Origin of the sequence: Marinomonas phycocola, from assembly GCF_047525455.1 — a bacterium.
Lineage (GTDB): Bacteria > Pseudomonadota > Gammaproteobacteria > Pseudomonadales > Marinomonadaceae > Marinomonas.
Map to the genome: position 1 here is coordinate 1 of NZ_JBLIXL010000016.1, position 24,514 is coordinate 24,514.

General features: G+C 40.3%; 20 protein-coding genes and 1 tRNA gene. 6 read left to right on the forward strand and 15 right to left on the reverse strand.

The annotated features are described in order from the left end of the window. Positions 1 to 249 precede the first annotated feature (249 nt). From ACMUMJ_RS11785 to serA, 5 genes are all read right to left on the reverse strand, one after another. Entirely contained in the window at positions 250 to 1,059 is an 810-nt protein-coding gene (locus ACMUMJ_RS11785) for an ABC transporter permease (RefSeq protein WP_414679045.1), read from the reverse strand. Beyond that, a complete protein-coding gene (locus tag ACMUMJ_RS11790; protein ID WP_414679046.1) occupies positions 1,056 to 1,943 on the reverse strand; it encodes an ABC transporter permease in 888 nt (295 codons plus the stop codon). Before ACMUMJ_RS11790 ends, ACMUMJ_RS11785 begins: the two co-directional genes overlap by 4 nt. After that, entirely contained in the window at positions 1,936 to 3,018 is a 1,083-nt protein-coding gene (locus ACMUMJ_RS11795) for an ABC transporter ATP-binding protein (RefSeq protein ID WP_414679047.1), read from the reverse strand. Before ACMUMJ_RS11795 ends, ACMUMJ_RS11790 begins: the two co-directional genes overlap by 8 nt. An 87-nt stretch (positions 3,019 to 3,105) precedes the next feature. Continuing rightward, entirely contained in the window at positions 3,106 to 4,218 is a 1,113-nt protein-coding gene (locus ACMUMJ_RS11800; protein WP_414679048.1) for an extracellular solute-binding protein, read from the reverse strand. A 346-nt stretch (positions 4,219 to 4,564) separates the two neighbouring features. Beyond that, the gene (serA, locus tag ACMUMJ_RS11805) at positions 4,565 to 5,794 is read right to left on the reverse strand and encodes a phosphoglycerate dehydrogenase (protein WP_414679049.1); all 1,230 of its coding nucleotides are present in this window, start codon (positions 5,792 to 5,794) and stop codon (positions 4,565 to 4,567) included. A gap of 222 nt (positions 5,795 to 6,016) precedes the next feature. Between serA and ACMUMJ_RS11810 the strand changes: the two genes are divergently transcribed. Then, positions 6,017 to 6,559: a hypothetical protein gene (locus tag ACMUMJ_RS11810; RefSeq protein ID WP_414679050.1), complete on the forward strand. Its 543-nt coding sequence runs from the start codon at positions 6,017 to 6,019 to the stop codon at positions 6,557 to 6,559. Positions 6,560 to 6,608: 49 nt separating this feature from the next. On the opposite strand, the gene trmA is transcribed toward ACMUMJ_RS11810, so the two are convergent. The 10 genes from trmA to tkt form a co-directional block, all read right to left on the reverse strand. Continuing rightward, positions 6,609 to 7,703: a tRNA (uridine(54)-C5)-methyltransferase TrmA gene (gene trmA / locus ACMUMJ_RS11815; protein WP_414679051.1), complete on the reverse strand. Its 1,095-nt coding sequence runs from the start codon at positions 7,701 to 7,703 to the stop codon at positions 6,609 to 6,611. Between the two features lie 71 nt (positions 7,704 to 7,774). Continuing rightward, positions 7,775 to 8,764: a hypothetical protein gene (locus ACMUMJ_RS11820; protein WP_414679052.1), complete on the reverse strand. Its 990-nt coding sequence runs from the start codon at positions 8,762 to 8,764 to the stop codon at positions 7,775 to 7,777. Then, entirely contained in the window at positions 8,764 to 9,459 is a 696-nt protein-coding gene (gene mtnN, locus ACMUMJ_RS11825; RefSeq protein ID WP_414679053.1) for a 5'-methylthioadenosine/S-adenosylhomocysteine nucleosidase, read from the reverse strand. The genes ACMUMJ_RS11820 and mtnN overlap by 1 nt, the downstream gene beginning before the upstream one ends. Beyond that, on the reverse strand, positions 9,460 to 12,051 hold the full coding sequence (locus tag ACMUMJ_RS11830) for a LuxQ periplasmic sensor domain-containing protein (protein ID WP_414679054.1): 2,592 nt from the start codon (positions 12,049 to 12,051) through the stop codon (positions 9,460 to 9,462). A gap of 45 nt (positions 12,052 to 12,096) precedes the next feature. Then, entirely contained in the window at positions 12,097 to 13,101 is a 1,005-nt protein-coding gene (locus tag ACMUMJ_RS11835; RefSeq protein WP_414679055.1) for a type 1 periplasmic-binding domain-containing protein, read from the reverse strand. Between the two features lie 105 nt (positions 13,102 to 13,206). Continuing rightward, a tRNA-Leu gene (locus ACMUMJ_RS11840) sits at positions 13,207 to 13,291 on the reverse strand. A gap of 100 nt (positions 13,292 to 13,391) precedes the next feature. Further along, positions 13,392 to 14,459, reverse strand: a complete 1,068-nt coding sequence (fba, locus tag ACMUMJ_RS11845; protein WP_414679056.1) for a class II fructose-bisphosphate aldolase — start codon at positions 14,457 to 14,459, stop codon at positions 13,392 to 13,394. A 146-nt stretch (positions 14,460 to 14,605) separates the two neighbouring features. Next, positions 14,606 to 15,775, reverse strand: a complete 1,170-nt coding sequence (locus ACMUMJ_RS11850) for a phosphoglycerate kinase (protein WP_414679057.1) — start codon at positions 15,773 to 15,775, stop codon at positions 14,606 to 14,608. 38 nt (positions 15,776 to 15,813) lie between these two features. Continuing rightward, positions 15,814 to 16,833, reverse strand: a complete 1,020-nt coding sequence (locus ACMUMJ_RS11855) for a type I glyceraldehyde-3-phosphate dehydrogenase (RefSeq protein WP_414679058.1) — start codon at positions 16,831 to 16,833, stop codon at positions 15,814 to 15,816. A gap of 74 nt (positions 16,834 to 16,907) precedes the next feature. Next, complete coding sequence (gene tkt, locus ACMUMJ_RS11860) at positions 16,908 to 18,902, reverse strand: transketolase (RefSeq protein WP_414679059.1); 1,995 nt, start codon at positions 18,900 to 18,902, stop codon at positions 16,908 to 16,910. 355 nt (positions 18,903 to 19,257) lie between these two features. Between tkt and metK the strand changes: the two genes are divergently transcribed. The 5 genes from metK to gshB all read left to right on the forward strand — a co-directional run bounded on the left by metK (position 19,258) and on the right by gshB (position 24,510). After that, the gene (metK, locus tag ACMUMJ_RS11865; RefSeq protein WP_414679060.1) at positions 19,258 to 20,421 is read left to right on the forward strand and encodes a methionine adenosyltransferase; all 1,164 of its coding nucleotides are present in this window, start codon (positions 19,258 to 19,260) and stop codon (positions 20,419 to 20,421) included. A gap of 51 nt (positions 20,422 to 20,472) precedes the next feature. Beyond that, positions 20,473 to 21,207, forward strand: coding sequence for a 16S rRNA (uracil(1498)-N(3))-methyltransferase (locus ACMUMJ_RS11870; protein WP_414679061.1), 735 nt, complete (start codon positions 20,473 to 20,475; stop codon positions 21,205 to 21,207). 144 nt (positions 21,208 to 21,351) lie between these two features. Continuing rightward, positions 21,352 to 22,827: a TolC family outer membrane protein gene (locus tag ACMUMJ_RS11875; RefSeq protein ID WP_414679062.1), complete on the forward strand. Its 1,476-nt coding sequence runs from the start codon at positions 21,352 to 21,354 to the stop codon at positions 22,825 to 22,827. Positions 22,828 to 22,829: 2 nt separating this feature from the next. Further along, a complete protein-coding gene (locus ACMUMJ_RS11880; RefSeq protein WP_414679063.1) occupies positions 22,830 to 23,426 on the forward strand; it encodes an OmpA family protein in 597 nt (198 codons plus the stop codon). Positions 23,427 to 23,562: 136 nt separating this feature from the next. Next, positions 23,563 to 24,510, forward strand: a complete 948-nt coding sequence (gene gshB / locus ACMUMJ_RS11885) for a glutathione synthase (protein ID WP_414679064.1) — start codon at positions 23,563 to 23,565, stop codon at positions 24,508 to 24,510. The last annotated feature ends 4 nt before the right edge of the window (positions 24,511 to 24,514 follow it).

A 24,514-nucleotide genomic window follows, 5' to 3' on the forward strand; every position in this document is an offset into this window, starting at 1 on the left:
CAAGAAAGTAAAATCAAAACGATGTTTTTTCTTCTTGTTGGACTGTGACTCGTTGTTCTGAGTGCTTGTCCGTGTCAGCGAGGGCGTATATTAAGGATCTACAGATTTAGTGCAACCCTTTTCATGCGTTTTTTATAAAAAGATGAAAAAAAGATAAAAAAACGTCAAATCCATATACTTATTACACAAAACCGTCATATTACAGACACAAAAAAGGCGCCGGAGCGCCTTTTTCATTGATAGAAACCATTAAGAGTCAATATTCACCTTTGCCGCCTCTTCTTGCCGCCTCTTTCTTTCATAAAGAATAGCAATGACTACCGTTATAAAAATCATCAACAAGCCCAATGCATTTACAGACGGTGTTAACCCCGTCCTCACTTTAGAAGCAATATAAACAGTTAGCGTTGTGTCATAACCCTTAACAAATAGCGTCGTATTGTAATTTTCAAATGACTGCAAGAAAGCAATCACTGCAGCTGAAATAACCGCAGGCTTCAAATACGGAAGTAAAATTCGACGAAACGTTTGCCATTGAGTTGCACCTAGACTCATTGCAGCTTGCTCTAAAGTACGATCAAAGCGCTGCAATCGAGCCAAAACCATTAACATAACATAAGCAGAGATAAAGGTTGTCTGAGCAATAACCGTCAACAGCATCCCTCCACTTACAGATAACCCCTTCCAGAATATCAAAGTAGAGATACCCACTATGACTCCTGGCGTTAATAAAGGAGACATCATTAACGAGTAGATAAAGGTTTTACCTCTACCCTGAATAGTGGAAAGGAACAGCGCGCAACAGATTCCAACGGGTACAGCAATAAGTAATACGCCAATAGCAACAATCACACTGGTTAATAACGCATCCCACATCGCACCGTCTTGCGCCAAAGCCTCAAACCACTTTAGTGTGAACCCTTTCCATGGGGAAATAGTAGGAAAACGACTGTCATTAAATGTCGCCAGCCCCATGATTACTAAAGGTGTGAATAAGTAGAGAAAGAAAACCCCAATATAAAAACGAATCCCCCACCTTAATATCGTTGACGATTTCATCGAGCAATGTCTCCTAAACCAACTTTAAAGATACGCATAACCAAACCAATAAATCCAATACATATAAGTAGGAGTAGGAATGCATAGGCAGCACCTTGGTTCCAGTTACCGCCCTCAAAGAACCAGTTATAGATTATTTGCGTAAACCAGCGACTTCCCGGGGACCCTAAAAGCGCGGGTACCGCATAACTACCTGCAGCAAGCATAAAGGTCATGATACAACCCGTTGCAATACCCGGCTTTGCGTGAGGTATAATAATTCGGTAATGCGTTCGTATCCAACCAGCACCAAGACTTCTTGCTGCTTTAATTTGATTCATATCCAAGTTTTCAATGGCGTTGTAAATAGGGAAAATCATAAACAAAATATAGGCATATACCATACCTAACATTACCGCACCGTCCCCAGTCATAAATCGCATAGGACGATCAATCAGACCTAGAGCTAACAACAAAGAGTTTAATGGCCCTTTGTACGCTAAAATAATATACCACGAAAAAGTTCTTAGTATTTCATTGATCCAGAAAGGAATAATAAGCAAAAGGATGCATAATGCCGCTTGCCCAGGTGTTGCTACCTTAGCAAGATAAAACGCCAGTGGGTAACTCACACACAGCGTTAGCAAGGTTACCAGAACGCTTGACCAGATGGTCTTTAAAAATATGGTTAAATGGATTTTATTAGCAAATAAGGTTTCATAGTTAACTAAAGAGTAACTGTCTTTCTCTCCCCCTATTTCATCTGGCAATAAATTTGGTCGAAATGAATAATCCACCATTAACAGTTGTGGCAAGATAACTAATGCAATCAACCACACTCCGATAATGGATAGGATACCCATCGCGAGCCCCCCACCAAACCGAGATTTAAGTTGCTTAAACATTTTCTCCTCCAGCTATCACTACCGCATCTTTATAGTTATACGATAATGAAATTTTTGCTCCAGGAACAATACTGGATGTGTATTGATCAGAGCCAATTTGAACAGCTAAGCTATGTCCATAAGCCGTTTCTGCATTCAAGGTTAAGTATGCACCTTCAAAATTGATTTCTTTGATAGTCACTTCGAATGACATACCAGACGTTGCCGGTAATAAGCTAAGGTGCTCAGGTCGGATAAATAGGGTCGCTTTCTCACCCTTACTTAATGAACCAACACCCTTACCCACTAACTTACCTAATGGACCACAGTCCACTGTAATGTCAGAACCTTGTATATCCTGCACACTTCCAAGAAGCGCATTAGTTTCGCCGACAAAAGACGCAACGAAATTGGTTGCTGGCTCACGATACAAGGTAATCGGATCAGCTACTTGTTGAATCACACCAGCAGACATAACCGCTACACGATCCGACATAGTTAAGGCTTCACCTTGATCATGTGTTATATAAATAAAGGTAATGCCTGTTTTACGCTGAATTTCTTTCAACTCTGTACGCATATGTTGACGTAGCTTCAAATCCAATGCCGACAGTGGCTCGTCAAGCAACAGCACTCTTGGCTCAACCGCCAATGCTCTAGCAATAGCGATACGTTGCTTTTGACCACCAGACAAAGCTGACACTTGTTTGTCCGCGCTATCAGGTAATGCAACCAACTCCAGCAATCTGTCTGATGTCTTCTTACGCTCACTTTTACTGACACCTCGAACCTCTAGCCCAAACTCAATATTTTCTGCCACTGTCATCAATGGAAACAATGCTAAATTTTGAAAAATCATTGATGTTGGGCGCTTGTTAGCGGGGACGCCTTTCATATCTTGCCCACCGATTCTTACAGCCCCCTCTGTAGGGTCTAGAAATCCGCTGATCATATTTAGAATTGTGGTTTTTCCACAACCAGAAGGCCCTAAAAAACTAAAAAACTCCCCAGACTCAATTTTTAAATTGGATTGTTGAATCGCGGTAAAATCCCCAAACTTCATTACTACATTGTCTAAATGAACACTGCTATCCATTGAAATTATCTAACCTTTTTCAGATGTATAAAATAGAAAAAGCTTCTATCCGCATACAATGCGAATAGAAGCTTTTTTATAAAGAAATTATGCTGATAAATAACGATCTTGATATTCGTTACGTAATGCGACATACCATGGTTCTTGAATTGGCCACCACCAAAGATTCTTCAACTCATCCGCAGTGTAAGAGGTTTGGAAGAATGCTTTAGTTGCTTCTGGTAACAATGCGTCCGCACCTTTCGCAGTAGAATTATATCCTGTCGCTTTTACAAACATTGCCCCAGCCTCAGGAGTGTAATACCAGTTAATGAATTCATAAACAGAATCAACATTGTTTGCATTCTTCGGAATAACAAAGCCTTCCATCCATGCAAGCGCACCTTCTTTCGGAGCACCATAGGCAATTGGCTCACCTTCAGACTGTAATTTAAATGCCGTGCTGTCCCATGTTTGTCCAATCACAGCTCCATTTGTGCGGAATGCGCCTTGAGCTTCATTCTCAGTTGACCAGAATTGAGCGATCATACCTTTATGTTCAGACGCGGTTTTTACAATTACATCGAAGTTAGCGCGCATCGCTTTTTCATTTTTGTAGGATTCAAGCATTGGGTATGGAAGCTTACCCATACTTTCCAACCATAAACCCACACCGACTAGAGCCGAATGACCACGAACAGTTACTCCATCAGCGTGTTCTGGATTCCAAAGGTCACCGTAACTTAAGTTAGCACGATCTATTTTTGCATATTCTTTATGGTAGGCAATGGCCTCTGTACCCCAATCAGAAGGAGCAAAGTAGCGCTTACCATTCACAACACCTCCGACTTCAGAGCCACTTACCGCACTTTCTAAACAACCAGCCCAATTTACACGAGATGCGTCTAAAGGTTGAATCAAGTCAAAGTCAACATAACCAGGAACACGATCGACAGTAGGCATAATAATATCGAAACCAGTACCATCTGTCGCACGTAAAGAATTCATTAGTTCATCGTTTGTACCATAAGGTGTGAACGTTGCATTAATGCCAGTCTTCGCTTTGAAGTCTTGCAACATTTCATCCGTGATGTAGCCAGCCCACGCATAAATACGCAGTTCTTTATTTGCCGCTACGGCTTTATTAATAGAGAAAGCTGATGCCGCAGTTACGCCAGCAACTGAAGCTCCTTTTAGAAATTGTCTACGGGAAAGTGCCATGTTCTTATTCCTATAATAAAATCACATTAAAATGCGATAGTTAACATATTTGAGAAACTTACAGTTCGAAAGCGAACATATTAATATTAACCAATAGTGCAGATACTAAACATTAATTAATACAAAATAATGACAGAACCGTTAAGTTGAAAGCTTTTTTAGCAAAGGTTCAGCAACTTCACAAAAGTATCATGTTTATCTCAATTTTGACGCAAAAAAGCAACTCACAGCCTAATGCATATTAATTAACGACTGTCTATTCAGGTATTGCTCATAAAAAGCAATGAAAACTCAGACATAAAAAAGCCAGTATTTACTGGCTTTTGAAAGATAGCATAACATTCAATTAGAACAAGACCCGTGCTTTTACCGTTCCTTCTACTAATTTAACTTTTTCAAGGGCGAGTTCACTGGTTTCAAAAGCAACATCCATAACCATATAGCCAAGCTTTTCCGTTGTACGTAAGTACTGCCCAGTAATGTTAATATTGTTTTCAGAAAAAATACTGTTGATGCTTGAAAGAACACCTGGTTTGTTTTCATGTATGTGCAATAAACGGTGGTAACCATCCTGCGCAGGTAAAGCTACTTCTGGGAAGTTAACTGCCGCCGTGGTTGTTCCAATATCAGAATATTGAATTAATTTGTCAGCAACTTCCACACCAATATTCTCTTGTGCTTCCATTGTACTGCCACCAATATGAGGAGTTAAGATAACGTTATCCAACCCTCTCAATGGAGAAACAAACTCTTCTGCATTACCTTTAGGCTCTACAGGGAACACATCAATTGCTGCACCACTAATATTGCCCGCTTTAATGGAGTCAGCTAGTGCTTCTAAATTAACAACCGTTCCACGAGATGCGTTAATGAAAACAGCACCTTTCTTGATCGCTGCGACCTCTTCGACATCAATCATCAATTTTGTGGATGATGTTTCAGGGACGTGCAAACTAATCACATCACACGTAGATAAAAGCTCTTTCAGGTTTTTCACTTGACTTGCATTACCTAACGGCAATTTCGTGACAATATCAAAAAAACATACCTCCATACCTAAAGATTCAGCCAACACGCTTAATTGGGTGCCTATGCTTCCATAGCCAACAATACCTAAGCGTTTGCCACGAGTTTCGAAAGACCCAACCGCTGACTTCATCCAACCGCCACGATGGCAGATTGCATTTTTTTCAGGAATACCTCGTAATAACAAAATCAATTGACCGATAACCAGTTCAGCAACACTTCTTGTATTGGAGAAAGGCGCGTTAAAAACTACAACCCCTTTTTCGCTTGCAGCATCCAAATCAACTTGGTTAGTTCCAATACAAAAACAACCAATCGCCATTAGTTTATTAGCATGGCTAAGTACGTTTTCAGTTAGTTGAGTTCTGGAGCGAATGCCAACAAAGTGTGCTTCCGAGATTTTTTCAATCAATTCACTTTCTGATAAAGCAGTTTTGAAATATTCAATATTGTTATAACCAGCAGCATTTAATGAATCAATTGCAGATTGATGCACGCCTTCTAATAATAAAAATTTAATTTTATCTTTATTTAATGAGGTATTACTCATAGCTTGATCGACTTCTCTACTTAGTGGGGGATAAGGTCGTTTATATTAACACACAACAATCAATCTCATAATGGACAGATTAAGAATGTCGCTCATTATGAATAATGAGTAGGCTTCATAATAATGATTACAACTCATATGCAAAAATTTATGGTGCTTTTTGAAAATAGGGTCTAGAATAAAAGGATAATTTTTGAACAACTTTAAATGGGGGCTACTATTATGGAAGCAGGTTTATTGGTTGCCGCCGATAGAGCAAACCTAATCAGCTCTATTCGAGCAAATACAACACCGGCTGCAAGCAGTACAAGTAACGGCCAAAACGACTCGACCACACCTCCGAGTGTGCGTGTTGATTTGTCCGATACAGCACGACAACTTGCGGTTGAATCTCAGCAAAGAAACTCAGTACAAGAAACAAACGAATCAGAACCCACTTCTCCTCGCTCGGTAAGAGAAGCATCTGCGAATACCGAAGTACTTTCAGTCGGCGAAGAAAACTCTACACCGTCAGCCACTGAAGTCACGAGACGAAACCTTAATGACCCATTAACTAACTCGACCGTAAGCAATACAGAAAGAAATACTGACACAGAAGAAAGAAGCGCTTCAGTTAACACAACTGGAGCATCCAGTAACGATACTCAAGCTGTCGAAACAGCACCACCACAACCAGTTAGAACAAATCAGAATGCTAGCCTCGTAACTCAATACAATGTCACACCGGATTCCATCATAGGGCAATCTATTAGCATCCAAGCTTAATCCATCTAATGTCGTGACGATTTGCCACAACATTAGATTGGATTAATTTTTATATCCGGCTAAGATACACACCGCATTCTATATGGTGTGTATACGGAAATTGGTCAAAGATCGCATAGCGCTCAACTTTATGAGTTCGCACTAAAGCAATTAAATTATTTTTCAATGTTTCTGGATTACATGAAATATATAAAATTTTATCAACTTTCCTCACAAGCTCAACAGTGGCATCGTCCAAGCCAGCCCTAGGTGGATCCACCAAAACGACATTCGGAGACAGTAATTCCATTCCCGCTTCGACAAGTTGCTTAGGCAATTCAGATTCACCATTTAAAGCAGCAGAAACGTCTTCGCTTGCCATTTTTACCACACTTACATTTTTCATTCCGTTAAGCACTATGTTTAACTGTGCAGAATTTACAGATACTTTAGAAATTTCAGTGGCAACCACACGATCAAATTGCCTCGCTAATGGAATGGAAAAATTACCATTACCGCAATACATTTCCAACAAATCTCCCGACTCACCTTGCGTCACATCTAAAGACCATTCCAGCATTTTTTCACTGATACCAACATTAGGTTGGGTGAAACTGTTTTCAACTTGTTGATAGTGATATTTCTTGCCATTTACCGTTAAGGTTTCAAGAACAAAATCTCGCGTTAAAACCATCTTTTTTTTACGACTACGTCCCACAAAATGGCACGCTGGAAATAGCTCGTACAAATTCTGAGCCGCGTCTTTCCACTCCTCATCAATTGGCTTGTGATAGAGCAAACTGATTAGGGCCTCACCGGTTTGCGTTGTTAAAAAGTCAACTTGAAACAACTTATTCCTCAATACAGGAATGTTTTTTACAGCATCTAATAATTTAGGCATAAGTCGGTTTATTAATACAGATGCGACTGGAAACTGATCCACTCGAATTGGTTTTCGTGGATCCTTAGAATCAAACATAGCGTAATACATAACATCGTCATCATGCCAAACCCTAAACTCTGCCCTCATACGATAGTTAGACACCGCACTCTCAAACACCTCTACTTCAGGCATTTCCAACTCTTGAAATAATGTCTCTAACGTTGTAACTTTTTCCAGTAACTGGGAATCATAGTGTTCTGGCTGAATGAGATTTGGATTCATTGAGTTCGCTCTAAGAATGAAAGAAAGGAGAGTTTTAATTAGTGAATTATACGGAAGGAGCTTGAACAAATCTAATGACGATTACTAGAGCCTAAATAATCTTCACCCAGTAGAATTTCTAAAGACAATGTAAATGAAAACTCAGCATCAAAGTCATTATCAAGCTCATGCGTTATTTGAGGAGTCACCTGTCCGATCAACCAATTGCCATATAATATTTTTTTGTAATTAACTAAATACAAATACGTATCCAGTTTTGGAGCAGGATCTCCAGATTGAAGCACACTAAACTGATAACGTACTTTGCTTTTTTCATCGATAGCATGATTTAAAAATAGGTTTTCTCTGTAATAATATTCTTCATCTCTATTTAACCATGTGGAGCCAACGGAAACGCCAAAAATTACGCCATCGCTCAATGATGTCGTCGCTTCTAACGAAAAACTTGCCCCGAAACCTTGAGAGTAATAGGAAAATACAGACTCTCTAAATAAAAAAGACCAATCGGATGCCTGATAATCTTGAGTAAACCTCACCTTCACAAATGGATCTAAGGGGAAGTCGATTAGAATCCCCGCATCGAAATTAGCATTCCATTCTTCTTTAACATAACGGATTGCTGCAGAGAAGGTTTCACTCACCGCCTCTTCTTGAAAACTGGAAGAACTTGCCTCTTGAACTTTATTATTTTCCGTTAACTCATTTGCATCAGAGTCAATAACCAAGCGCAATCGGTTTTTTGTGTTCGGAAGCCTTATTCCCATATGCAAGCCTAAAAAAGGAGAAGCGTTTCCAGTATCACTGAAGACCCCTCCTAATTGAACGCTAACAAAACTTTGGCTCGGCAGAGTCGAGCTCTCCCCTGAAAAAAACGCGTCCAATCCGTTAGACCATTCACTAACAGTTTGAGATGCATTTTTATGAGAAAGTGCCCACCACTCATCTTCTTCCGTATAAGTAATGTCATCCGCAAAAGAGACATTAGGGCAAAAAAGTGACAACACACACGCTGATAATAACGAGCGTGATGAGTCTGCATACCCTTTAAAACCAAGCAACATTAGAATCCCTTCAACATCGAACGAACCATTAACGATGAATTTTTTGCGGCCATTTCCAAATACGATTCAAAACTTTGGGAAGATTCTTTGCCAGCGATATCAGATAGCGCCCTAACAACAACAAAAGGTGTCCCGAACTTGTGACAAACCTGAGCCACTGCCGCAGCTTCCATTTCAACAGCCATTAGTGTAGGAAATGTCTCTCTAACATTTTGAACACGAACGGAATCACTCATAAAGCTATCGCCAGTTCCAATTAACCCCACTTTAGCCGTCACTGACTCTAGCGTAGCAATTGCCGACTGAGCACTCTTGACCAGCTCTGAGTCCGCCTCAAACCCTACTGGCATATTTGGCACCTGCCCCATCTCATACCCAAACGCAGTAACATCAACATCATGATGAATAACTTTATCCGAAATAACCACATCACCTACGTTTAATTCGATATCAAAACCGCCCGCCGACCCGATATTAATCACCTTATCAGGATCAAACTTAGACAATAGCAATGATGTTGATACTGCGGCATTTACCTTACCAATTCCAGACTTCAATAAGACAACGTCTTTCCCGTCTAACTTTCCGAAGTAGAACTCACAATCGGCAATGGTTTGACACGACACGCCTGACAGCCACTCTTTGATTAATACAACTTCTTCATCCATTGCACCAATAATTGCCACTAAGCTCATTTACTTTTCCTCTATCCTATCTATAACAGTCGACTTATTAACAAATGTTACCATGTCTTTGATTCGAATCGTGTCATACGGAGGTCGAATAACAAAGTATTTTGCGTCATTGTTATGACTTTCTTTCTGAGTCAATAGCACCATAACTTGTGGAAATTCTAACTGTATCTTCATTAACACTTTCGGAGATATTTGATCCAAAACAATAATAACTTCTATCCTATAATGATTTAATAAGGGCAAGTATGAATCTATATCATCTATAAAGTGCGGCACTATATCATGCTCTATCAGCTCATTTCTCATAATGGCTTTACTAACTTTTGTACCACCAGTTAATAACCAATTGCGACCTTCAGGTAGCATGTCATCTGGCGATATAGGCCTAAGTTGAAACAAAGAGATTAAAAGCTCAGCAATACTATAAGAAAAAGGATAGTGCTCAAGTCTCAAAGATTCATAGCAACCTTTACTATTACAACTAATCCGAGCAATCGGTAGATCACTGCGCCCTAACATCATCGACATGGTTTCGAGCAATTCGTTATAATCTTCATCGTATTGATGAGAACACCCCACCAAAATCGCATCAATGCGCTCTAGCTGCATAGAGTGCAAGAAAATGTCTTCTGCAGAACTAATACATACTAATTCAACATTTAAATCATTTAGAGTGGACTTAACTAACTCGCTCTGCTCATATCCATTTTCAATCCAAATAACTTGAGAATCTACGGGTAATTCAATAGCGCTACACCCTGTGACTGCATAAGGTAATGCAATCGAAAAACGCCTGCCGTTAGAAATATTTAGCTTAGCACCCATTTTCTCAACCAAACACTCAACAAGCTGAAGAAAAATAGCTCTTGAATGACTCACACCAACCGCCTGTATTATCAGCTTTTGTTCTTCAAGTTTAAAACAGAGTGCTTTTTCCTCTACAAGCTCATTCGAATGGATCATCATCAAAATAGAGGATAATAAAGACTTCAGCTCTCTGGGCCAGGGGTATGAGATACAAGCCACATCTAACCCACAATCAATAAAAAAATTATCATGAGACTGAAGCTCTACTGGCATTCGCGTCAGCTCATCACACAATAATCGTCCCAGTGTGCTTACTTTTTCCTCTGATGACTCATGATTACCGACTCCTTGAAGGCCAAATGCCAAAGAGTTCAACCATTCACTAATAGGAAAATCCGTTGATCTATCACAACGAGCAGCAAGAAAAAGCAACTCTGACTGTAGTTTTTCATTGCTTATTTGTTGAGACCCAAGTAAGGATGATGGCTGTGTTTGCGTCAACTGCCACTCCAACTGAGTTTCTTTTGTAATATCATTACCGATCAAGACTAAACCTCGAAACCCACTTTCAGCAATGTAAGGATATAATTTCCAATGAAATATTTTATTTACTTGTGAGAAGCTAAGAGTAAAACTCGTCCCTGCTTCGCCTTTTAATGCTTGCTGAATAGGCGAGTGACTGATAATAGGCATAAAATCAAAAAGTGTTCTTGCCCCTTCTGCATCGCTATATAACTGTTTCGCCTCTTGGTTCATCCTTAAAACGGAGGCGACTTCATCACAAAAAATAATCGCAATGGAAGCACCCTCCATTAGAATTTGCAGCGCTCTCGCTTGCTCTTCCTCACTGGCATTTTTCCCATGTATAATTTTCTCAATTTCATCAAACTCTCTATACTTTGTCTTTTTTGTTATACTCAGGTCGCTAATAGCATCAGACATAACATTAAAAACGGCTTTTTGAGATAAAAACATAATCATGAAATAGCCTCCCAAGAGGCCAAACGCCAGCAACAATATTTGATACACCAGTACTTCTTCAAATAAGAAAAAATCAGCCTTCTTCAAAAATACTTTAAGCTGCAAAGTAGAAAAGCTACCAGACAAGTCCAAATTTTTGTCGTAAGAGCTCATCAACTCCTCAGATGTAAAATCATCCCCTTTCCCATCAAAAACCGTCACCCCTTCAGCCGTAGAAAGCATAACTCCATCAATATTGACATTTGTTAATAGAGATTGAGCCAATACAAAATTATTGTTTAACGAAATAAAGCCATAAATATAACCAATGCTCTCCCCTTCGTTTGCCACCATATTCTTTTTAAAAACCAAGAAGTAACTACTTTCATCAGTAGCAAAAATCAGCCATTGCCCTATTTTAGAAAACACGCTGTAGAGGGCCGCAGAGTCATCCAAATAAAGAGAGCTTCTAGGATCAATTATGGACCGCCCATCATCACGCTTCACATAAAGAAAATCGACAGCTCCCAATAAAAAATCGTCATGATTTGAGAAAAGGGAGTTCATCTCTCTTCCTTCTTCTAGCTGTGCATTCGAAAATAATTGAGAGATACTACTAAGTTCAAATTCCGCTTTCTGGAGATAGGAAGAAAAAGCCCGCTCAACGAGATTGTGCTTATTTTCTAATTGACTTAATACCATTTGCTCTGCTTCGCTGTATTTCATCATGGTATAAATAACAGACAGCACAGCAAAAACAAGAAACAAAAAAACACCTATTCGTCGCTTAAAGCGTATTTCTAAACTTTCTTTTTCTAAATACATCTAGCGTACTCCGTGCTATTGTAATTTAACCTACTCCATTTATGGTTAAGAGCGTTCAACACTTAAATCAACCATGTACAGACTAGGAAATTTCTTCTTTTCTAGATGGTGGTGAATCATCTCTGCTATTGACACTTCAATTTCTTCAAAAGGAATACGAAAGCCAATCATTTGTATGTCACTACGGCTCAACTCTTTATCGTCAGATAACCAATAATTCATCATGATCTTATGTGAGCTATTTTTTTCTATTAGATCAAACTGAGTCGCGTCTACAAAATTATCACATTGGAAAATAAAGGTTTTTTTATCTATTTCGTTGATCCGTTGTAATATACGTTTTTTAGACACTAGTGAATCATCAAAATAAAGCACTTGCTTAACATTCGCCTTATTCTCTGAGAGCACATCCAAAAAGGCATTACAAAACTGATGATTACGATACCCCTTCGAAAAAGCAATAGGAATAATTTCCATACTGGATGCCACTGATTCTTTTATCATTTCAGATAAAGCGCCAAAGGTAGAAGAGTAATTCACACCAGCATAGAAGACACTCTGTTCATTTCCCCAACCCACAACAGGTGAAGAAACACCATATAAGATAACGTGAGTGCTGTGCTGCCGCAAAATATATTCAACAATGGATTTTTGTGAAAACCTTTCTAACGTAGTGATCAAATAATCCGGTGGAGATTGCATGATTGCTTTATATTTCCCAAGGAGCACATCATCTTCGACATTTGAATCATATTCAAAAACATCCAAACGATAGTCAATTTGAAGAGCCTGCATTCTCTTTTTGAAATAGCGTAAAAAAACAGTACGTGTTTCATCACTCATCACTGCGGGTAAAATGGCCGATATATTAATGGTTTTCACTTGGCGGCTTTGTATAGGCTCTGCAGTGCTATTTACCACTGAATTGAAGTTTTTGATTAACTCAATCTGCCGAGGATGCTTCTTAATATACGCATTACCATTCCAGAATTCGAATCCATAAGAAAAATCGGTAGCAATACAAAAAAGTAATAAGAAATAACGCAGCATAGTTTTATCCAAGTCTTAAAGCTAACGTTGGACAGTGTACTACTAGGGAGCTAAAGAAAGAAAAAAAAGCAAAAAAAAGCTGACATAAAGTCAGCTTTTTTAATTTGGTGCGGAAGGAGAGACTCGAACTCTCACGCCGTGAAGCACTGGAACCTAAATCCAGCGTGTCTACCAATTCCACCACTCCCGCAAGGAATGACGAGCATTATAGGTCAGTTTTTTTCAACGTCAACTATTTTTTTAATAAAATCATAAGAAAATAACAATATTGAAAAAAACATTAACGATCCCTAGAATTTACGACCATCATTGTATAAACCTTGCTCATAACGAACTGCCATTTCTTCTAGGTCAATTGTTTTAATTCTTGAAGCCTGTCCTGCACAACCAAACGCTTCATAACGATCAATACAAACAGACTTCATCGCTTTAATACTTTCAGTTAAGTACTTACGAGGATCAAAGTTACCTTTATGCTCTGCTAAACTACGACGAATTGCCCCCGTCGCAGCCAAGCGCAGATCGGTATCAATATTAACTTTACGCACACCGTAACGAATCGCTTTCACAATCTCTTCAACTGGTACGCCATACGTTTCAGGAATGTCACCACCAAATTCATTAATGATATTTAACCAATCCTGAGGAACAGAGGACGAGCCATGCAATACAATGTGAGTATTTGGCAACAGTTCAACAATTTTGCTGATGCGCTCAATATCTAATACATCACCAGTAGGCGGACGTGTAAACTTGTATGCACCATGACTAGTACCAATGGCGACAGCCAGTGCATCGATTCCCGTTGCATTAACGAAATCAACCGCTTCACCGGGGTCTGTTAACATTTGAGCAAGAGATAAAATCCCTTCAGCACCAACGCCGTCTTCTTCACCAGCCTGACCTGTTTCCAAAGAACCAAGGCAACCTAACTCCCCTTCTACAGACACACCACAAGCGTGTGCGAATTCAACAGTACGACGAGTAACATCAACATTGTAGTCGTAGCTGGAAGGTGTTTTACCATCCGCAAGTAAAGAACCATCCATCATAACGGATGAAAATCCAAGCTGAATAGATCGTTGACAAATAGCGGGAGAGGTACCGTGATCCTGATGCATTACTACAGGAATATGTGGATAGTCCTCAATGGCTGCCGCTATCAAATGACGCAAAAAGTGTGATCCTGCATACTTACGAGCACCTGCTGAAGCCTGCATAATAACAGGAGAATTTACTTCATCAGCCGCTTCCATAATCGCTTTAACTTGTTCCATGTTATTCACATTGAATGCAGGCAAGCCATAACTGTGTTCTGCTGCATGATCAAGCAACTGACGCATACTAATTAAAGGCATAAACGTTTCCTCTGAAAATACATCGCTACTAACTAATAATAACGAACTACTATGGTTGTGGGGTAAACTCTCTAGTTTTTGTTAAGCAACGGCTCTTTTTATTGAAGTCCAGTTGCTTATGGCCTTTAGCCTTATAATATTATGTATTAATCTAAATTTTTTGCTCTGCTTTCTAGCATAGCAACGGCAGGCAATACTTTTCCTTCAACAAACTCAAGGAAGGCACCACCTCCAGTAGAAATGTAAGATACTTTGTCTTGAATCCCATATTTATCCACTGCGGCTAATGTATCTCCTCCTCCAGCAATAGAAAATCCATCACTATTAGCAATAGCCAAAGATAAGGCTTTCGTCCCTTCACCAAACTGGTCGAATTCAAACACACCAACAGGGCCATTCCAAATGATGGTTTTTGATGACTCTAATAAAAAAGCAAGCTTTATTGCTGTTTTCGGACCGATGTCTAAAATCATATCATCTGATTCGACATCACTTACGTTTTTAACAGTGGCCACCGCTGTTGCAGAAAACGCCTTCGCAACAACCACATCCTCAGGCAGAGGAATGGATGTTTTTGCCATCAACTCTTTTGCTTTTGGAATTAAGTCTTCTTCATACAAAGACTTACCAACAGGATAACCCGCCGCAGCCAAAAACGTATTAGCAATACCACCACCAACAATCAACTGATCCACTTTATCAGACAACGTTTCCAAAACGGTTAATTTGGTCGAAACTTTAGAACCACCAACAATTGCAGCTACCGGCTTGTCAGGTGATGCCAATGCTTTTTCCAAAGCATCTAACTCAGCAACAAGCAAAGGCCCTGCACAGGCAGTCGGTGCAAATTTAGCAACACCATGAGTGGATGCTTGCGCTCGATGAGCTGTACCAAATGCATCCATGACAAACACATCACATAACGCAGCCATTTTCTTAGCCAGCATTTCGTCGTCTTTTTTCTCGCCCAAATTAAATCGTACATTTTCAACAAGGATAATCTGCCCAGACTCAACAGACACACCATCAAGCCAATCAGACGCTAGAAATACAGGCTGCTCAAGCAACTCAGATAAGTGATCAGCAACAGGCTGTAAAGAGAATGCTTTGTCGAACACACCTTCTGTTGGACGTCCTAAATGAGACATGACAATCACTTTCGCACCAGTCTCTAAAGCAAACTTTAATGTCGGTAATGCAGCACGGATACGAGCATCGCTAGAAACCTTACCATTTTTAACTGGCACATTAAGATCTTCTCTAATTAGGACTCGTTTATCCGTTAAATCCAAATCCATCATTTTCACTACGGTCATGTCATTCCCCCACTTATTGAAACAAACCTTTAAACTATCTATTTTGAAATTTTATGCCCCCAGTAACTGGCAACATCTAACATCCTATTCGCGTAACCCCACTCATTATCAAACCAGCAAAGCAATTTGATCAAGCGGCCATCGACGACTTGAGTTTGTGTCCCATCAACAATCACAGAGCGAGCGTCATGATTAAAATCAACTGACGCATGAGGCTCTTTAGTAAACCCGACTATATTTTTATACTTACCCACAGACAATGCATCAAAGCATGCATTTACCTGCTCTACTGTGACTGGTTTTTTAGTACGAATAACAAGGTCAATCGCCGAAACATTAATAGTTGGCACTCTCAACGCATTGCACGCTATTTTTGAACCTAATTCAGGCATTAACCTCTGGATACCTTTAGATAGCCCAGTATCAACAGGAATAATCGAACTCATCGCGGACCGGGTCAAGCGCAGGTCGTTTTTATGATACGCATCAATAATCGGTTGATCATTCATCGCTGAATGGATAGTTTGAGTCATTCCTTGCTCAATACCGACCAAATGCTCAACACCTTCTAAAATAGGAATAAGGCAATTTGTCGTACAAGACGCTGCCGACACAATCGTATGAAAAGGTTCAATTTCAGATTCATTAAAACCATAAACAATGGTCGCATCCACCTCACTGTCCGCAGGTTGCGACAACAACATCCTACTGACACCCGCTTCTACATATAACTTCGCCTGATCACTAGAAGAAAAGCTGCCAGAGCATTCCAACAGCATATCAATATTAAGCTGCTTCCAGTCAATGTTTTCAGGTTCCGATTCAGAAAAACACTGAATGAGGTCTTCACCTATTCTCAATGCATCATCGTCACAAGATACTGGTAATGGAAACCGCCCATGGGTAGTGTCATAACGAGTGAGATAACTAATTGTATCCAAATTAGATAACTCATTGATCGCAACAATCTGTATATTATCTCGATAGCCATTTTCATACAGCGCTCTCAATACAGATCGACCAATCCGCCCATACCCATTTATTGCCACTCGTATCATTGATTTATCATGCTCCAACAAATCATTTATCTAAGTAAAAAAGGGCCTTAAGGCCCTTTTTTCAATCATTGTATTTATAAAATACGATTTACCGTTTCAACGACATTTTCAACAGAGAAACCAAAATGTTTCAATAAAGCACCACCTGGCGCAGATTCCCCAAATGTACTCATGCCAACTACAGCACCATCAAACCCCACATATTTATACCAAAAATCAACATGAGCAGCTTCAATAGCAACACGCTTCGACACTGATGCTGGTAGTACGGATTCTTTGTAATCTGCATCTTGCTGATCAAATACATTCGTTGATGGCATGGAAACCACTCGCACATTTTTACCTTGCTCAGATAACTGTGCTGCAGACTCACGAGCCAATTGAACCTCTGAACCCGTCGCAATTAAAATAACGTCAGGGGTACCATTACCATCTTGTAATATATAACCACCTTTTTCGACATTAGCTAATTGGGCTGCGGTTCTTGCTTGTGCCTTAAGACCTTGACGACTAAAAATCAATGACGTCGGTGCCTTATTACGTTGAATCGCATTCTTCCATGCCACTGCCGTTTCAGCTGCATCACATGGACGCCATACCGTCATATTTGGCGTCATACGCAAATTTGCTAATTGCTCTACTGGCTGATGAGTAGGCCCATCTTCTCCCTGTCCAATAGAGTCATGCGTATATACAAAGATATTTTGAATGCCCATCAACGCAGACATACGCACCGCATTGCGCGCGTATTCCATAAACATCATGAAAGTAGCGCCATAGTTAATAAAACCACCATGCAAAGAGGCACCGTTCATAATGCCACTCATACCAAATTCACGTACACCATAATAAATATAGTTACCCGCAGCATCATCTTGAATGCCCTTAGAACCGGACCAAAGCGTTAAATTAGAACCCGCTAGATCCGCAGAACCACCAAGTAATTCAGGCAACATGGCACCATAAAATCCAATTGCGTTCTGAGAGGCTTTACGACTTGCTATACCTTCCGCTTTATCTTGGCATTCTTGAATAAACGCCTGAGACTTCTCTTCAAAATCCGCAGGTAGTTCACCTTTTAGTACGCGACGTTCATATTCAGCCGCTCGCTCAGGAAACGCGGCTTTGTAAGAAGCAAATTTCTCATTCCAAGTGGATTCTGCTGCTATTCCTTTGTCTTTTGCATCCCAACCTTGGTATACATTGTCAGGAATCACAAACGGAGCGTGACCCCAACCTAAAAACTCACGTGCTGCTGCAATTTCAGCGTCACCAAGAGGCGCACCATGGCAATCATGACTGCCAGATTTGTTTGGAGAACCAAAGCCAATAATTGTTTTACAACAAATCATAGTTGGCTTGTTTGTTACAGATTGTGCTTCTAGAATCGCAGCACGAATCGCTTCAGGATCATGCCCATCAACCCCAGCAATAACATGCCAACCGTATGATTCAAAACGCTTAGATGTGTCGTCTGTAAACCAACCTTCAACATGACCATCGATCGAAATACCGTTATCATCCCAGAAGGTAATTAACTTCCCAAGACCCAGGGTTCCAGCTAAAGAACATGCTTCATGGGAAATGCCTTCCATCAAACAACCATCACCTAAAAAGCAATACGTGAAGTGATCAACAATATCATGACCAGGTTGATTGAATTGCGCTGCCAAAGTTTTTTCAGCAATAGCCATACCTACGGCGTTACTAATACCAGCACCTAAAGGCCCAGTTGTTGTTTCAACACCCGGTGTATACCCATACTCAGGATGACCTGGTGTTTTTGAATGTAACTGACGGAATTGTTGAAGTTCTTCAATAGGTAAAGCGTATCCAGAAAGGTGCAATAAAGAATAAATCAACATTGACCCATGACCGTTTGATAAAACAAATCTGTCACGATCAACCCAATTAGGGTTTGTTGGATTGTGCTTTAAAAAATCGTTCCAAAGTACTTCGGCAATATCTGCCATACCCATTGGAGCACCTGGGTGACCTGAGTTAGCTTTTTGTACTGCATCCATACTTAATACTCGGATTGCATTAGCGAGTTCTTTACGAGATGACATCTATTTCGGCTCCTGATGGCTTTAAAATATCTCGCTATTCTCACCTCTATCGCCAACCTATGCAACGCCCTAATACCCATATCTCCTTCCTTTATGATGGTTATTTCATAAAAAAGTCCCCTATCTCATGAGAATTTCATAAGAGAAAGCCAAAAACCGAGTGGTCGGCTTGATTTTAGATCTGTTCTAGGTCAGAATTTGCATACTTAAAAGCGTCGATTTGTTTTCGGCTTGCGGACGCTATATAAAATCAGCTAAACAGAAGCACTACGACCTGTTTAGCAACTATATTAAAGCTAAGCGGGTTTTTTATACCTGTTTTAGCGCTTTATTCATTCTTGATCGAGGCACTAAAATGTCAGAATACTCTTTATTTACCTCTGAATCTGTTTCAGAAGGTCATCCAGATAAAATCGCAGACCAAGTTTCCGATGCTATCCTTGACGCCATCCTTGCAGAAGACCCAGAAGCCCGTGTAGCGTGTGAAACCTTAGTGAAAACTGGCATGGTTTTAGTCGCAGGCGAAGTTCGCACAAACGCCTGGGTTGATATCGAAGAAATCGCTCGTGGTGTTATTCGTGATATAGGTTACAACAGCTCGGATATGGGATTCGATTGGGAATCTTGTGCGGTAATGAACGCCATTGGTAAACAGTCTGCCGATATCGCAGTGGGTGTCGATGAAGCATCAAACCATGAACAAGGTGCAGGCGACCAAGGCTTAATGTTTGGTTTCGCTACAAATGAAACCGACGTTCTAATGCCTGCTCCAGTCACATACGCCCATCGCCTAGTTCAGCGTCAAGCAGAAGTCCGTAAGAACGGCACGTTAGATTTTTTACGCCCAGATGCAAAAAGCCAAGTTACCTTTAGATACGATGAAAACGGTAAGCCATGTGCGATCGATGCCGTCGTTCTTTCAACACAGCACAGCGCATCCGTAAAACAAGACGACCTTCGTGAATCGGTCATGGAAGAAATTATCAAACCAGTGCTACCAGAAGAATGGCTTTCTGCAGAAACCAAATATTTCATCAATCCAACAGGTCAATTTATCATTGGCGGCCCTGTCGGAGATTGCGGCTTAACCGGACGCAAAATCATTGTAGATACATACGGTGGTATGGCTCGTCATGGGGGCGGTGCATTTTCTGGGAAAGACCCGTCAAAAGTAGACCGTTCAGCAGCGTATGCTGGCCGTTACGTTGCTAAAAACATTGTTGCCGCAGGCTTAGCCGATAAATGCGAAATTCAAATTTCTTATGCTATTGGTGTTGCTGAGCCAACATCCATTAGTATTAATACTTTTGGCACAGGCAAAGTGAGCGATGCAGTGATCAGTCAATTGGTCCGTGAACACTTCGAATTACGACCTGCAGGCTTAATAAAGATGTTGGATCTAAAACGCCCAATCTACCTACCAACATCGGCTTATGGCCACTTTGGCCGCGAAGAAGAAAATTTCACATGGGAAAAAACGGATAAAGCAGCGACATTAAGAGCCTCTGCAGGTTTATAAAAACCTTTTTTTCCGTTATAAAAGCCCTCTACATTGAGGGCTTTTATTTTTATGCGCATTCCAAGAGTATTTATCGACCTACCACTTTCAGAAAATTCACACCACCCCCTTCCAGAATCAACATTTAACCATTTATGTAAAGTATTACGTTTAAAATCTGGACATCCTCTAATTGTCTTTAATGGACATGGAGGGCAGTACAAAGCCACACTAGAAAATGTTGAAAAGCGCACCGCAGAAATTTCTATTGGTAGTTTTATGGAGCTGCACAACGAATCGCCTATAAAGGTTTCTCTTGGGCAAAGCCTGTCTCGTGGGGAAAGAATGGATTACGCTATTCAAAAAGCTGTAGAGGCTGGAGTCTACTCTATTCAGCCTTTATTTAGTGATCGTTGCGAAGTGAAACTGAATGACAGCCGAATTGAAAAACGAGTACAACACTGGCAACAAATAGCGATAAGCGCCGCCGAACAATGCGGTCGTGGGGTTGTTCCGAAAGTATACAGACCCATTTTATTAGAAGAGTGGGTCGTAAATTGTAAGGAAACGTTAAGGCTAACTTTACATCACCATACAAAAAAAAATTTGACCAAACTACATAAACCTGAAGATTGCAAGGTTGCAGTGCTTATTGGGCCTGAAGGGGGGCTAACAGAAAAAGAAGTAGAAATATCGAATAAACAAGGATTTAGCTCACTTGCACTAGGCCCCAGAGTGCTCAGAACTGAAACGGCCCCCGTTGTCATATTAACAGCGCTTAACGTAATCTGGGGAGACCTTATATAAGTCGTTAACGTTCATACTTACACTAATAGATACATTTCCAATTACAGATACAAAACACGTACATACTCCCAGTAGTTTTTTTATTAGCATTGATTTGAACGTATCGTTCTTACTATTTATGGAAAGCTACTGAGTACGACAAAAATGAAGATTTACTATACAAAAGCAATATTGCTGACTTCGATCTTGTTAAGCACGACAAGCTCTGCACTGACATTAGAGGAAGCAACTTATATTGCGATCGAAAACAATCCTAGTGTTCGTCAGTCGATTGCAATTTATCACGAAAACAAAGCAGCTGTCGATTTAGCAAAATCTGGATATAAACCAAGTCTTGACCTAAGCGCTGGCTTAGGTCATGAAACCACTTATAACACAGATACTGATGATGTTTCATTAACTAGGAGAGAGTTATCCATCTCTTTTACACAGCCATTATTCCGCGGTTTTCAAACTCAAAACGAAATTAAAAGATCCATAAACGAAGCAGAAGCAAGCAGATGGACGGCATTGACTACGATAGAAAATATCGCTCTTGATGTTGCCGATGTTTTCTCTAACGTACTACGCTTCAAAGAACTCCTAAAACTGTCTGAATTAAACTTGAAAGCACATGAAAGAATTTATCAGCAGTTAAAACTAAAAAGCGAAGCGGGTGTTGGCCGACAATCGGATCTTACCTTGATTAACGCTCGTTTATCAAAAGCACATTCAAATCGATTAGCAGCAATAAACAACCTTGTAGATGCAAAAAGTCAATACCTCAGAGTGGTTGGGGAACTTCCTCCTGAAGACCTCATCCTACCTGTACCAGATAGAGATTTATTGCCTACATCACTGGAAATGGCTCTTGAACAAGCACTAGAAAACAACCCTGCGATTGCGGTTGCTAATTTTGATGCGCAGGCGACAGAGCATGCTAAGTTATCCGCTCAATCCGCCTTCTACCCTCAAATAGACTTTGATGTAGAGAGAACGTGGAATAATAATTTTGATGGCACGAAAGGTCCCGCGGAAGATTTACTTGCGGTCGTTCGCTTACGCTACAACTTATATCGTGGTGGGTCCGACAAACAAAGACTGTCCATTACAGAGCAGCAAATAATTCAAGCACAAGAAGTACGTCGTGACACCATTCGTGGTACCGAACTGACCGTAAGGCTTGCTTGGGCGGCACATAAAGCCACAGCAGCACAAAAAAAGTACATGCAACAACACGTAATCGCAACCAAAGAATCCCAAATGGCGTACGAAAATCAATTTAGATTAGGGCGTCGAACCCTACTCGATGTTTTAGACAGTGAAAATGAATTGTTTCAAGCACGTCAAGATTACGTGAATACCGATTATGATGAACTATTCTCTGAATTTAGACTATTTAATTCAAAAGGACAACTAATGAGAGCACTTCGAGTATACAGCCCTCTAGTACTAGGCTTTAACGATACACCTGAAGATGAATCAAATATTGCCACACCAAGACAAGACGCTATTGAAAGCCTAAAACAAGCCGAATCCGCATTACTAAGTGATGAACCAATTAATACATCAGGCAGCCAGACTAGCCCACTAACAGAAAGTGATCTATTTCTAGACTATGAAGACGGAAGAGGTTGGTAATTATGATTAAGGCAATAGTTTTATTTATCTCTATTATATTTGTATCCTCTCAATTGATGGCAATGACAGTCTATGGAAATCAAGTAGATACTAGAAACCTTAACGACCAAGACAGTGATGGTGTTATCAATATAAGAGACGCTTGTCCAAATACACCAGCAAAAGCAGTCATAAACAACATTGGATGCCACGAAGAAAATACAAAACTGCTGTCTGCGGAACTCAACATTCTTTTTGACACAGGTAGGTCTGAAGTAAAACCTATATATTACAGTGAAGTAAAGAAACTGGCTGACTTCTTAAACGACAATCCAGAGAGCTCAGCGATTATTGAAGGACATACTGACAATGTGGGGTCAGAAGAGCTAAATAAAAGCTTGTCTCAAAATAGAGCATCCGCCATATCAGAGGTCTTAGTAAACCGTTTTCAAATAAGCACAGATCGAGTCAAAGCTATTGGGTACGGAGAAAGCAAGCCCATTGCATCAAACGACTCGGACGCGGGCAGATCTAAAAACCGACGGGGGATAGCGGTAGTATTCGCTCACTCAACAACAAAAATAGAACGCTGGGATATATATAGTGTAGACAGACGCTAATTATGGAAAAACAGCAATAATGAAATGTTTGTTGCAACCATCCACTTCTCATAGTCTTTATATTTCTATAGCATACTTACCTATACATTCATTTTTGGCGTAGAAATACGCCTTATCTTATCTATAGGAATATTCAATGACAATTAAACTTGGCATAGTTATGGATCCAATTGCATCTGTAAACTATAAAAAAGACACATCCTTAGCCATGTTATGGGCCGCAGCGGAACAAGGTTGGGAACTTTTCTATATGGAGCAAAAGGATCTTTTTCTAGAGTCAGGTAAAGCTTTTGCGATAACCCGCCCACTCAGTGTTTTTCAAGATCCAGAACACTTTTATGAGTTAGGAGAAGAAAACAAAACATCGCTATCCGCACTTAACGTGATATTAATGCGTAAAGATCCACCATTTGATGGAGAGTTTGTTTACAGCACTATGATCTTAGAGCAGGCAGAAAGAGAAGGCGTCCTGGTTGTAAACCGCCCATCCAGTCTTAGAGACTGCAACGAAAAACTTTTCGCTACTCAATTCCCTGAATGTTGCCCTCCGGTACTCGTAACCCGTCGTACAGACCTATTAAAGCAGTTCCACAAAGAACAAGGCGACGTAATTTTCAAACCACTGGATGGCATGGGGGGAACATCTATATTCAGGTTGCGCCATGATGATCCAAATGTAAGTGTCATTATTGAGACCCTTACTAAAATGGGCACTGAACAAATAATGGCTCAAACATTTATCCCTGAAATCACTCAAGGAGACAAACGAATTCTCATTGTTGATGGCGTTCCTGTTCCTTACGCCTTGGCTCGCATACCTGCTTCAGGTGAAACACGTGGAAATCTTGCTGCTGGAGGGCGAGGCGAAGGTAAAGCCCTGTCTGAACGAGACCTTTGGATTTGCAATCAAGTTATTCCAACACTTAAAGAAAAAGGCCTGCTATTTGTTGGACTAGACGTTATTGGAGATTACCTAACTGAAATCAACGTCACAAGCCCAACGTGCGTTCGTGAACTCAATAATCAGTATGATTTAAACATTGCGATGGATCTCATCCAAACCATTGAGAAGCGATTGAATTAATTTC

Bases quoted from the DNA above. Each gene is read 5' to 3' on its own strand.
- ACMUMJ_RS11785 (WP_414679045.1), bottom strand. From the start codon at position 1,059: ATGAAATCGTCAACGATATTAAGGTGGGGGATTCGTTTTTATATTGGG.
- ACMUMJ_RS11790 (WP_414679046.1), bottom strand. From the start codon at position 1,943: ATGTTTAAGCAACTTAAATCTCGGTTTGGTGGGGGGCTCGCGATGGGT.
- ACMUMJ_RS11795 (WP_414679047.1), bottom strand. From the start codon at position 3,018: ATGGATAGCAGTGTTCATTTAGACAATGTAGTAATGAAGTTTGGGGAT.
- ACMUMJ_RS11800 (WP_414679048.1), bottom strand. From the start codon at position 4,218: ATGGCACTTTCCCGTAGACAATTTCTAAAAGGAGCTTCAGTTGCTGGC.
- serA (WP_414679049.1), bottom strand. From the start codon at position 5,794: ATGAGTAATACCTCATTAAATAAAGATAAAATTAAATTTTTATTATTA.
- ACMUMJ_RS11810 (WP_414679050.1), top strand. From the start codon at position 6,017: ATGGAAGCAGGTTTATTGGTTGCCGCCGATAGAGCAAACCTAATCAGC.
- trmA (WP_414679051.1), bottom strand. From the start codon at position 7,703: ATGAATCCAAATCTCATTCAGCCAGAACACTATGATTCCCAGTTACTG.
- ACMUMJ_RS11820 (WP_414679052.1), bottom strand. From the start codon at position 8,764: ATGTTGCTTGGTTTTAAAGGGTATGCAGACTCATCACGCTCGTTATTA.
- mtnN (WP_414679053.1), bottom strand. From the start codon at position 9,459: ATGAGCTTAGTGGCAATTATTGGTGCAATGGATGAAGAAGTTGTATTA.
- ACMUMJ_RS11830 (WP_414679054.1), bottom strand. From the start codon at position 12,051: ATGTATTTAGAAAAAGAAAGTTTAGAAATACGCTTTAAGCGACGAATA.
- ACMUMJ_RS11835 (WP_414679055.1), bottom strand. From the start codon at position 13,101: ATGCTGCGTTATTTCTTATTACTTTTTTGTATTGCTACCGATTTTTCT.
- fba (WP_414679056.1), bottom strand. From the start codon at position 14,459: ATGCCTTTAATTAGTATGCGTCAGTTGCTTGATCATGCAGCAGAACAC.
- ACMUMJ_RS11850 (WP_414679057.1), bottom strand. From the start codon at position 15,775: ATGACCGTAGTGAAAATGATGGATTTGGATTTAACGGATAAACGAGTC.
- ACMUMJ_RS11855 (WP_414679058.1), bottom strand. From the start codon at position 16,833: ATGATACGAGTGGCAATAAATGGGTATGGGCGGATTGGTCGATCTGTA.
- tkt (WP_414679059.1), bottom strand. From the start codon at position 18,902: ATGTCATCTCGTAAAGAACTCGCTAATGCAATCCGAGTATTAAGTATG.
- metK (WP_414679060.1), top strand. From the start codon at position 19,258: ATGTCAGAATACTCTTTATTTACCTCTGAATCTGTTTCAGAAGGTCAT.
- ACMUMJ_RS11870 (WP_414679061.1), top strand. From the start codon at position 20,473: ATGCGCATTCCAAGAGTATTTATCGACCTACCACTTTCAGAAAATTCA.
- ACMUMJ_RS11875 (WP_414679062.1), top strand. From the start codon at position 21,352: ATGAAGATTTACTATACAAAAGCAATATTGCTGACTTCGATCTTGTTA.
- ACMUMJ_RS11880 (WP_414679063.1), top strand. From the start codon at position 22,830: ATGATTAAGGCAATAGTTTTATTTATCTCTATTATATTTGTATCCTCT.
- gshB (WP_414679064.1), top strand. From the start codon at position 23,563: ATGACAATTAAACTTGGCATAGTTATGGATCCAATTGCATCTGTAAAC.